The sequence below is a fragment of the Thauera phenylacetica B4P genome, assembly GCF_000310225.1.
GTDB classification, from domain to species: Bacteria; Pseudomonadota; Gammaproteobacteria; order Burkholderiales; family Rhodocyclaceae; genus Thauera; species Thauera phenylacetica.
In genome coordinates this window covers 1-10371 of sequence record NZ_AMXF01000143.1, presented here as the reverse complement: position 1 = coordinate 10371, position 10371 = coordinate 1, and the positions used below count along the sequence as shown (strand labels likewise).

General features: G+C 70.4%; 13 protein-coding genes. 4 read left to right on the top strand and 9 right to left on the bottom strand.

The genetic code is table 11. The features are described 5' to 3' along the window. On the bottom strand, positions 1 to 155 hold a 155-nt coding region (locus C667_RS15705; RefSeq protein WP_004368756.1), incomplete at its 3' end, for a type II toxin-antitoxin system Phd/YefM family antitoxin. Positions 156 to 495: 340 nt separating this feature from the next. Here C667_RS15705 and C667_RS15700 point away from each other — a divergent pair. Both C667_RS15700 and C667_RS15695 read left to right on the top strand, forming a co-directional pair. Beyond that, complete coding sequence (locus C667_RS15700) at positions 496 to 951, top strand: ferritin-like domain-containing protein (protein WP_004368754.1); 456 nt, start codon at positions 496 to 498, stop codon at positions 949 to 951. Between the two features lie 262 nt (positions 952 to 1213). Further along, positions 1214 to 1972, top strand: a complete 759-nt coding sequence (locus C667_RS15695) for a hypothetical protein (RefSeq protein WP_157302372.1) — start codon at positions 1214 to 1216, stop codon at positions 1970 to 1972. A gap of 436 nt (positions 1973 to 2408) precedes the next feature. Here the strand turns inward: C667_RS15695 and C667_RS15690 are convergent, their stop codons facing one another. The 3 genes from C667_RS15690 to C667_RS15680 form a co-directional block, all read right to left on the bottom strand. Further along, on the bottom strand, positions 2409 to 4529 hold the full coding sequence (locus C667_RS15690; RefSeq protein ID WP_004368745.1) for a catalase: 2121 nt from the start codon (positions 4527 to 4529) through the stop codon (positions 2409 to 2411). Positions 4530 to 4544: 15 nt separating this feature from the next. After that, the gene (locus tag C667_RS15685) at positions 4545 to 4814 is read right to left on the bottom strand and encodes a GlsB/YeaQ/YmgE family stress response membrane protein (RefSeq protein WP_004368743.1); all 270 of its coding nucleotides are present in this window, start codon (positions 4812 to 4814) and stop codon (positions 4545 to 4547) included. Positions 4815 to 5073: 259 nt separating this feature from the next. Continuing rightward, positions 5074 to 5277, bottom strand: a complete 204-nt coding sequence (locus C667_RS15680; RefSeq protein WP_004368741.1) for a CsbD family protein — start codon at positions 5275 to 5277, stop codon at positions 5074 to 5076. Positions 5278 to 5612: 335 nt separating this feature from the next. Between C667_RS15680 and C667_RS15675 the strand changes: the two genes are divergently transcribed. Beyond that, entirely contained in the window at positions 5613 to 5924 is a 312-nt protein-coding gene (locus C667_RS15675; protein ID WP_004368739.1) for a BON domain-containing protein, read from the top strand. A 125-nt stretch (positions 5925 to 6049) separates the two neighbouring features. Continuing rightward, complete coding sequence (locus C667_RS15670; RefSeq protein WP_245538481.1) at positions 6050 to 7456, top strand: sensor histidine kinase; 1407 nt, start codon at positions 6050 to 6052, stop codon at positions 7454 to 7456. Between the two features lie 24 nt (positions 7457 to 7480). Here C667_RS15670 and C667_RS15665 read toward each other — a convergent pair whose 3' ends face one another. The 5 genes from C667_RS15665 to C667_RS15645 form a co-directional block, all read right to left on the bottom strand. Continuing rightward, a complete protein-coding gene (locus tag C667_RS15665; protein ID WP_004368737.1) occupies positions 7481 to 7879 on the bottom strand; it encodes a response regulator in 399 nt (132 codons plus the stop codon). Between the two features lie 14 nt (positions 7880 to 7893). Beyond that, entirely contained in the window at positions 7894 to 8529 is a 636-nt protein-coding gene (locus C667_RS15660; protein WP_004368736.1) for a response regulator, read from the bottom strand. 124 nt (positions 8530 to 8653) lie between these two features. Continuing rightward, positions 8654 to 8818 (bottom strand): DUF1328 domain-containing protein, encoded by a 165-nt coding sequence (locus tag C667_RS25110; RefSeq protein ID WP_004368734.1) that lies wholly within the window; start codon positions 8816 to 8818, stop codon positions 8654 to 8656. A 95-nt stretch (positions 8819 to 8913) separates the two neighbouring features. Continuing rightward, positions 8914 to 10023, bottom strand: coding sequence for an ATP-binding response regulator (locus tag C667_RS15650; RefSeq protein WP_004368732.1), 1110 nt, complete (start codon positions 10021 to 10023; stop codon positions 8914 to 8916). Continuing rightward, positions 10020 to 10371, bottom strand: a 352-nt coding sequence (locus tag C667_RS15645) for a hypothetical protein (protein WP_004368730.1), incomplete at its 5' end; no start/stop codon positions are given. The genes C667_RS15650 and C667_RS15645, both read right to left, overlap by 4 nt.

Below are 10371 nucleotides of genomic sequence, written 5' to 3'. Positions count from 1 at the left end.
CCCGCCGCGGCATCCGCTTGCTTGCCTTCAGCCGGTATCAGGTCGGCGACGGGCTCGCCACGCAGGGTGATCGTGTAGCGCTTGCCCGCCTGCACGCCGCGGAGGAGTTCGGGCAGTTTGGTCTTGGCCTCGTATGAGCCGATCTCAAGGTTCATCACGTTCTCCGGTTGCCATAGACCAGTTTATAGACCAGTTCACGAGAGAATCAAGCACGGCATCAACACGCGCTCCAACTGTGAAACTGCGCCAGGTGGCACAAGACGGCATGCGGGTGCGGGCCAGTGCGGGGGCGGGATCGTTCCGGCGCGTGCCTCGGCGACCAATGCCCAGGCGACGGTCTTGATGAAGATGGGCGACGGCGGGTTTCGGTGAGTGCGTGGCACCCCTTGTGCGCTGCGGCGAGACAAGCAGACCGTCGGCGTATAGCCTGTCGTCGTCTTCACTATGTGATATATGTGAAGCCCAACAAAACCACACGATTCCAGGAGGACGACCATGTCTTACACGATGCCCGAATTTCTCGCCCACGCCATCGCCATGGAGCGCGAGGCCGCCGAACGCTACCTCGAACTCGCCGACATGATGGAGGCGCACAACAACCTCGAGGTCGCCTCGCTGTTCCGCGACATGGTGCGCTACTCCAACATGCACGGCGACTCGATCGTCGAGCGCGCCGCCGGCGTGGAACTGCCCCGCCTCCAGTCCTGGCAATACCGCTGGATCGCCCCCACCGAGGTCGGCGACGAGGACGCATTCGACTACACGATGAATCCCTGGCAGGCGCTGGAATACGCGCGCGAGAACGAGGCGCGCGCGATGAACTTCTATCGCACCGTCTCGGAAAACAGCACCGATGCCGAAATCAAGGCGATGGCGATGGAGTTCGCCACCGAGGAGGCTGACCACACGGCGGCCCTCGACAAGATGATCGCGCAGACGCAGCGGCCCTGAGGCCACACGCGGGCCGCCAGAACGCGGCCCGCCGCGCACTCCCGCGGGCGTGCCCTATGCCTGCCGCCGCGTCCTCGCGACATCGGCGGTCGGCAGCCTCCTGCAGCACCTGTCGACCGTGTCCGACAAGCGGATCGGGCATCGACGGACATTTCCGCCGAATCGAAGTGCATACCATGGTTTCCGCAGTCGGACGAAACGACCGACCGATGCAGGCCCCGGAGCCGCAGTGCTCCCGGGTACCCCAGCCCCAACGGAGACCATGACGATGAAGATCCTCGACACCCGCAAGCTCGCCCTCGCCGCCCTCGTCGGCAGCCTCTCGCTCGCCCCGGCCGCCTTCGCCGCCGACAGCGCTGCCGAGGTTCAGAAGAAGCGCCTCACCGCCGCCGAAAAGGCTGAACTCAAGAAGCGCTGGCAGATGACCTCCGACGAGCTCGAGAAGTCGCTCGGCGTGGGCCACGACAAGGCCTACTACCGCAAGGCGCTGGAAAAGCTGGGCTACGCGATCACCGCGAAGAACTACGACGAGCCCGACTACCTCGAGTACGAGATCGTCAAGGGCGACGAGTCCTACGAGGTGCAGGTCGACCTCGAGAATGGCAAGTCCGACAAGGTCGACGTGACGGTCAACATGTGGCGCGCCGACACCACGGTGGCCGCCCTGCGCGACAAGAACTACAAGTACGCCTATCCGGCCACCCTGAGCGCTGCGGCCGAGAAGTACAGCGACCGCGCCCGCGCCAAGCTGTGGTCGGGAGAGAAGGACCAGCTCGAGAACGCGCTCGGCACCGGCCACGAGCGTGGCTACTACCGACCTGCCCTCGAGAAGCTCGGCTACCAGGTCACCGCCGTCAATGACAACGACGCCAAGCACCTCGAATACGAGATCGTCAAGGGCGACCGGAGCTACGAGGTCATGATCGACTTCGACGCCGACACGAAGAAGGCGACCGAGGTCGACGTCGAGACCAACATCTGGGAAGCAGAGCGCACCGAGAAGGCCAAGGGCGACGAGTAAGCCCCGCGCGCAAGTCTCCTCCTCCGGCGCGGCCGGAGCCCCTCCCCTCCTCCACCGCGCCCTCCACGGCCGGGTCGACATCGACCCGGCCGTTTTTCCGTCTACGGTCCCGTGTGGCAGCCTCTGCCGCCGTCGCGGGCTGGGTTCGCGACTTCCACCTTGTCGCCGGACCCCCGACCGGGCCGAAAAGCCTCTGCCGGCGGGGGCTCGCCGCCAATCCCGAGGGATATCCGCGACGGACACGGTCTGCTTCCCTCCAAGCCCTGCCTGCGTACGCCCCCAAGCAGCCCGACTCCGCCCCGCCGCCTCTGGCGAGATGGAACCACCGCACGCAGACCCGGAGCGCGAGGGCGAACACACAAAAGCGCGGGACGACGGCCTGAACCGTCGTCCCGCGCCGGGACCCTCCAACGGGCGAGACCCGCGGTCTCAGCCCTCAGTCGGCCTGCGCCCAGTCGGGCAGCCGTTCGCGCTCGGGGTGGCGATGGCGGGCGATCGCCGCGAAGAAGGTGCTCGCGTCGGCGGCGCAGTCGACCACGCCAGCGAGGCGCCCATCGGTTTTGCCCTTGCGGTCGAGCGCGATGCCCCAGCGCTCGAGCACCTGCAGCGCACCACCGGCGACGCCGATCGCCTTGCCGTGGCGGTATTGCTCGCGGACGAAATCGCCGACGGCGTCGGCGTGCGCATCGAGCGCTGCAAGCGAGGCCTCATCGGCCGGAAGGACGACTGCGTCGAAAAGCACCGAAGGGCTGTTCTCGTAGGTCGCATCGACCGGCAGCTCACCACGGTCCGCTCGCACCGCACCGAGCAGCGGCCCGACATGGACCGGCACTGCGCCCTGCGCGGCGAGTGCCTCGGCGAGCGGGCGCAGCGCCTTGGCGGAAACGCCCTCGGCGACCAGCAGGGCGACCCTTCGGGTCGCGATCGAGCCATCCCCCGGGTAGGCGGTCTGCGACAGGGCCGACGAACACTGCACTTCGGGCTTGGGCAGTTTGTCGAGCGCGCGCGGCAGTGCTGCGGGCAACTCGACGCCGAGCGCAGTGGCCAGGCGGGCAGCGAGCCCCTCGTCGACGTTGCGCAGGCTGGCGATCATGCGCTCGCGCACGGCGGGCACGGTGACCTTGCTCAGTTCGAAGCGAAAGGCGCCTTCCAGATGCACGCGCTCGACCGCGCTCAGGCTGTCCCAGAACAGGCAGGCTTGCAGGTAATGCTCGGCGAACTTCTCCGGCTTGCCGCGCAGCTTGGGCGCTTGCTCGACCTCGGCCGGCCAGGAGACGTAGCCCTTCATGCCGGCATGGAAGGGGCAGCCGCCGCCCAGCGAGTTGGGCTCGTAGGCCACCTTGCCACGATGCACCGCCTGGCGGTGCATGCCGTCGCGCTGGTTGTTGGCCACGCGCGCGAGCGGAGCGTTGATCGGCAGCTCGGTGAAGTTGGGGCCACCCAGCCGGGAGAGCTGGGTATCGTGGTAGGAGTGATGACGGCCGGCGAGCAGCGGGTCGTTGGTGAAGTCGATGCCCGGCACGACATGGGCGGTGCAGAAGGCGACCTGCTCGGTTTCGGCAAAGAAGTTGTCCGGGTTGCGGTCGAGCACCATGCGCCCGACGGTGAGCACCGGGCACAGCTCCTCCGGCACCAGCTTGGTGGCGTCGAGCACGTCAAAGCTCCAGCCCGCCGCCTCCTCCTCCGAGAACACCTGCAGGCCGAGCTCCCATTCCGGGTAGGCTCCGGCCTCGATCGCCTCCCACAGGTCGCGGCGATGGAAGTCGGGGTCGGCGCCATTGAGCTTGACCGCCTCGTCCCACACCAGCGAATGCACACCGGCCTTCGGTGTCCAGTGGAACTTGACCAGGCGGGCCTTGCCCTCGGCGTCGACGAGGCGGAAGGTATGCACGCCGAAGCCCTGCATCATGCGCAGCGAGCGCGGGATGGCGCGGTCGCTCATCGCCCACATCAGCATGTGGGTGGACTCGGGCATCAGCGAGACGAAGTCCCAGAAAGTGTCGTGCGCGCTGGCCGCCTGCGGGATGCCGTTGTGCGGCTCGGGCTTGACGGCATGCACAAGGTCGGGAAACTTCATCGCGTCCTGGATGAAGAACACCGGGATGTTGTTGCCGACGAGGTCCCAGTTACCTTCCTCGGTGTAGAACTTGACCGCGAAGCCGCGCGCATCGCGCGCGCAGTCGGCCGAGCCACGCTCGCCGGCGACGGTGGAAAAGCGCGCGAACACCGGAGTGCGCTTGCCCTTCGTGAAGACCTTGGCGCGGCTGAGGCCGGAGAGATCCGCGGTGCACTCGAAGTAGCCGTGCGCGGCCGAGCCGCGCGCGTGCACCACGCGCTCGGGAATGCGCTCATGGTCGAAGTGGGTGAGCTTCTCGCGCAGGATGAAGTCTTCGAGCAGGCTGGGCCCACGCACGCCGGCCTTCAGGCTGGACTGGTTGTCCGCCATCGGCACGCCCTGGTTGGTCGTCATCGGCTCGACCGCGGCGTGGTTGACGGGTTGCGGATCGCGCTCCTCGGGACTGGCAGGACGGGCGGTGGCTTTGGCTTTCTTGGTCATGACAAGCGCTCCAGTTCAGCGGATACGGCCGCGGCGCACGAGGTTGACGACACCGAGCAGCACGATGGCGCCCAGCAGCGAGACGAGCAGCGCGGACAGGCTGAAGACGTCCTGGTTGATGGTGGGGATGCCCACCAGCGGCGAGATGATCCAGCCCGCGATGAGCGCGCCGACCACGCCGACGATGACGTTGAGGAAAATGCCCTGCTGGGCGTCGGTGCGCATGACGATGCTCGCCACCCAGCCGATGAGGCCGCCGACGAGGATCCAGAGGATGAAGTTCATTGCGTGTTCTCCGTGATGAAGCGCCTGCGCGGCCCGGGGCGCCGCACGGCGGCAATGCGCCCGGCCCGCGAGCTGTCGCGACGCAAGGCCGGCGAGCAGGACGGGGGCGGGAGGACGAGGCGGGTGAAGAGGTCTTCAGGGGATTGGGTGGGGTCGGTTTTTCGGGTCATGGCGGCGGGTCGGTCGTTCCGGGCGTTGTCGCGTGCTCGGGAAGAAAGGGGCGGCCGCCCCCCGAAGGGGACGGCCGCGGGGCGCTGGATCAGTCCTTGAAGTTGTTGGCCCAGGTGTCCACCTGGCGCTCGGCCTCGTCCTTGGCGATGCCGTAGCGCTCCTGCACACGGCCGGCGAGCTGGTCGCGCTTGCCGGCGGCGACGTCGAAGTCGTCGTCGGTGAGCTTGCCCCACTGCTCCTTCGCCTTGCCCTTGAGCTGCTTCCAGTTGCCTTCGATGCGATCCCAGTTCATGGCTTTCTCCTTTTCTCGGTCGTGTCGTGCGCCACGGGGGGGCGCCGGGTCTGCGGTCGATCGTGTGTCGTCGTCCGGCGAGACCCATCTTCCGCGATCGGGCGGACGTGCTGAATAGGACGAAGGCGTCTGCATTTGTAGGAATCGATGAAGGGATGCGGGCGACGCCATGGGCGCGCATGGGCAGCGGCTGCCGATGCGGGGAATGACGGAATCGTCCTACACGCCTTTCCGCCTCGTCGGACAGCGCCCGCGGGAGCCCTGTCCTATAGTTGGCTTGCAACCCGCTCGCGGAACCGACCCGCTAAAACACCAGACCCCTCAGGAGATCCACCATGAAGCACACCGCCGCCACCCTCGCCCTGTCCGGACTGCTCGCCTTCACCGCGGTCGGCTGCGCCGTCACCCGCGACCAATCCACCGTGGGCGAATACGTCGATGACGCCACCGTCACCGCCCGCGTGAAGGCAAAGTTCGCCGAAGACCCGACCGTCAGCGCCATGTCGATCAGCGTCGAGACGCTCAAGGGCACCGTGCAGCTCTCCGGCTTCGCCAAGAGCACCGCCGAGCGCAACCGCGCCGGCGAGATCGCCCGCAGCACCCCGGGGGTGAAGGCGGTGAAGAACGACATCGCGATCCGCCCGTAAGCGTCGCGGGACGATTGCTTTGCGGAGGGGGCGCGAGCCCCCTTCGGCCGTTCACGCCCCGAACCCGGAAGGATTCGCACGCGGGCGGAAGCAGTGCACGGCCGCGCCCGGAAAACCGTGGCTAAATGGATTCCCGCCAAACTTCGTCCCCCACCCGTCGAGCCATGCCATCCGCGTCCACCACCACGCCGAGCCGACCGTCCACGCCCGTGTTGCTGGCGGTGCTGGCGCTCGTGTTCGTGCTCGGGGTGGGCTGGATCCTCCATGGGCAGCGCCAGACCGAGGCCGCGCACGCCGCGCTGGAAGAGCTCGAGGCCCACGCCGCGCAGCTCGCCCGCCTCGACGCCCTGCTGCTGCAGGTGCTGGAGGCGGAGTCCGGTGCGCGCGCCTATGTAATGAGCGGGGACGAGCACTACCTCGCCGCCTACATCGACGGCCGCGAGCAGGCGAGCGACACGCTCGCGGCGCTGCACGCCGGCTTCGCGGCCGACCCCGCCGCGCTGGCCGCGGCGGATGCGCTCGCCGACCCGGTGGAGCGGCGCTGGCTCTCGCTCGACCAGCTCGTCGCCGGGCGCGGCAGCGGCAGCGTCGAGGCCGCCACCCTGATCGCGGGCTCGGCGATCACCACCGACATCCGCACCCGCATCGAGGCCTTGCGCGCGCCGCTGCGCACGCGCATGGAGGGCATCACGCGCGCGTCCTTCGAGCGCTCGGGCGAGGCGCGTGCGATCAATTCGGTGCTCGGCGTCGCGATCATCGCCTTGCTGCTGGTGATCGGCGGGCTCGCCTGGCGCCAGGAAGCGCTGCGCGGCCGCATCACCACCCTGTTGCGTACGGAAAACGCCCGCCTGCAGGCCGAGGTCGACGCCCGCACCGCCGAGCTGACCAGCCTCGCCGGCTACCTCAGCGAGACCCGCGAGGCGGAGCACGCCCGCCTCGCGGCCGAGCTGCACGACGAATTCGGCCCGCTGCTGTCGGCGGTACGCATGGATGCGGTATGGATCACCCGCAAGCTGCCCGCCGAGGCGCTGGAGCCGGTACGCGGCCGCTTCGACCACCTGCTCGACGCCCTCGGCCGGGTGGTGTCGACCAAGCGCCGCATCGTCGCCGGCCTCAAGCCGCCGCTGCTCGCCGACCTCGGCCTCACCGAAGCGCTGCGCTCGCTGATCGGCGAGATGGAGGCCGCCGCAGGCGCGGACATCGTGCTGGAGGTCCCCGACGAGCTGCCGCCGCTCGCGCAGCCAGTGGCGCTGGCGCTCTACCGCATCGCCCAGGAGGCGATCGACAACGCCCGCCGCCACGCCGGCGCGCGTCGCATTGCGGTCGCGCTCGCACCCGCGGGCGCGGAGATCATGATCGGCGTCACCGACGACGGCGCCGGCTTCGACCCCGCGCAGGTGCGCGCGAAGGGCCACGGCCTCGCCGGGCTGGCGCTGCGCGTGCGCCTGCTCGGTGGCCGCCTCGAGATCGACAGCGCGCGCGGGCGCGGGACGCGGATCGAGGCGCGGGTGCCGCTGCAGCCCGCGGGCTGAGGCCGGCTACCGGCACGCCGGGGCTCAGTGGCGCGCGGCCTGCGCCTGCACGAAATCGAGCAGTTCGTCCATCTGGAAGGACTTGTCGAAGAAGTGCTCGACGCCGCAGGCATGGCAGCGCGCGCGCACGGTGCCGTGGCCGTAGTTGGACAGCACCACGGCGCGCGGGTGGCCGTAGCGCGCGGGTTCGGCGTGCAGGCGATCGAGCACGCCGAGGCCGCTGCCCGCGCGCAGCTCGAGGTCGACGATGGCGAGGTCCGCGCGGTGGCGCTCAAGCTCGGCGAGCGCGCCCGCCTCGTCGTCGGCATCGGCCACCACCTGCACGCCGTCGAGCTCGCCGAGCAGCTCGCGCAGCATGTCGCGCAGGATCGGCGAGTCCTCGATCAGCACCACGCGCAGCGGCGTCCGGGTCGATGCACCCATGTCCGCCTCCCCCCTCACTCCAGGATCAGCCCGTGGCGCAGGGCGTAGGTGGCGAGCTCGGCGTTGCTGGCCACGCCGAGCTTCTCGAGCAGGCGCGAGCGGTAGGTGCTGATGGTCTTCACGCTCAGGTGCAGGGCGCCGCCGATGTCGGACACCGACTCGCCGCGCGCCAGGCGCAGGAAGACCTGCAGCTCGCGGTCGGAGAGCTTCTCGTGCGGCGCGGCGCTGGTCTCGCCGGTGAGCTCGCGGGCGAGCAGCTCCGCGGTGCGCGGCGACAGGTAGCGCCGGCCCTGGGCCACGGTGCGGATCGCGCCGACGAGCTCCTCGCGGGTGCAGTCCTTGCACAGGTAGCCGTCGGCGCCGTTGCGGATCATCGACAGCGCGTAGCGCTCCTCGGGAAAGCCCGAGAGCACCAGGACGCGCAGCCGGTCGTGGCGCTGGCGCGCGGCGCGCAGCACATCCACGCCGCTCTGCCCGGGCAGCGAGAGGTCGAGCAGCAGCACGTCGGTTTCGTGCGCGCGCAGGCCGGCGAGCGCCTCCTCGCCGGTGGCGGCCTCGAAGGCGAACTCGAAGTCGAGCTCGTCCGCGAGCATCTCGCGGAAGCCCGCGCGCACGATCTGGTGGTCGTCGACGATTGCAATCCTGAGCATGGCCTTCAGCCTGCGAGTTCCGCGGTGGCGGTGGACGCCCGCGCGGCCGCCGCTCGCGAGCGAGGGCAGCCGGGGCGCGGGAGGGGGCCGTCGCGAGTCGCGGCGGCCGGTCGGGGAGGCAGCGTCATTTGCCCTTCACAAGATTGACCACGAAGCTCAGCACGGCGAGCACGAGGAAGACGACGAAGAGCAGCTTGGCGATGTCCGCAGCGCCGGCGGCGATGCCACCGAAACCGAGCACGGCGGCGATGAGGGCGATGACGAAGAAGATGACGGCGTAGCGCAGCATGATGGACTCCTTGGGGTCGGGGGTGGCGAAGGCTCTGGCGGTCGTGCCGTTCGGCTCACGGTTTCCACTCTACGCAGCCGACGCCGGGGCCTCCATCAGCCCGTGCCTAAAGCCTTGTCGGACGATTCCGACACGCCGGCCTCGCGCCGCCGCGGCAGCACCAGCGTGGCCGTCGTGCCCGCGCCCGCAGCGCTCTCCAGGCTGAGCCGGCCGCCGTGCAGCGCCACCACCTGGTTGACGATGTAGAGCCCGAGCCCCACGCCCTGGCTGCCTTCGCGGCGCACGAAGGCCTCGGCCACGCGCGCCGCCACCGCGTCGGCGACATGGCCGGGGTTGCGCACCACGATGCGCAGCGTGTCGGCCGCGCGGCCGTCCACCTCCAGCACGACCCTGCAGCCGGCGTCGCCGTGCTTGAGCGCGTTGCCCACCAGGTTGGACAGCGCCTGGCCGAGCGCCCCGGCGTCGGCGTCGACGTCGAGCGCGCCGGAGCGCCGCAGCTCGACGCGGCCGGCGTGCTCCGGGCGCACGAACTCGTCGGCGATGCGCTGCGCCAGCGCCCCGAGGTCGACGCGCTCGAAGCGCGTGCGCCCGGCTTCGGCGCGCATGCGCGCGAGCTCGAGCAGGCGCTCGATCATGCCGGCCATGCGCTGCGCGCTGGTGCGCATGCGCTCGGCCGTGCGCCGCACGCCCTCCGCGTCCGGACCGCGCAGCAGCAGCTCGGCGCCGGTGGCGATCGCGGCGAGCGGATTGCGCAGGTCGTGGCCGAGCACGGCGCCCAGGAGCTCGGCGTTGCGCAGCGCCTCCTCGAGCTCGGCGCAGCGCGCTTCCAGGCGCCGGCGGGCGGTGCACGCATCGAGCAGGCGGTCGATGCGGCAGGCGAGCAGGCGCGGATCGATCGGTGCCCGCAGACAGTCGTCGACGCCGGCGTGCCAGGCCTCGAGTTCGCGGGCGACGGCGCCGGCGCCGGCGGGCAGGAGCAGCACGCACAGCGGCGCGGGCTCACTCGCACGCAGGCTGCGCAGGAGCGCCGGGCCGTCGATCGCGCCACCCTCCTCGATCAGCGCCAGCGCGCACGGCGCGGCGGCGTGGCCGGCGAGCGCCGCGTCCGTCGAGGCAGCGTGGACGAACTCACGCGCTGCGCCGGCGAGCAGGTCGGCCAGCGGCTGCGGGTGCGCGGAGACGAGCAGGATGCGCTGCGGGGTCATGGGCACGAGGCCTCCAGGTGCAGGCTCGCGCCCGCGGCGGCGGCCTCGAAGCGTGCGCCATGGCGCGCGCACAGCGCGGCGACACCTTCGGCGCACAGCGCGGCGACGCCTTCGCCACGCAGCGCCGGGACCGCACCCGCCACCACACCCGCGGGGGCCGCAGCAGCAGGCTCGCCCGAGCGCGCACCATCGAGCTCGTAGCGCCAGGTCACGCAGGCGCCGGCCTGTAACGCGGAGGCGTTCGCCGCCGCCGCGCGGCGCGCGCCCGCCTGTGCCGCATCGGCTTCGTCCACGCCGCACGCCAGCACGATCAGCGCGCCGGATGGGGCGTGGTCGAGCACATGGAAG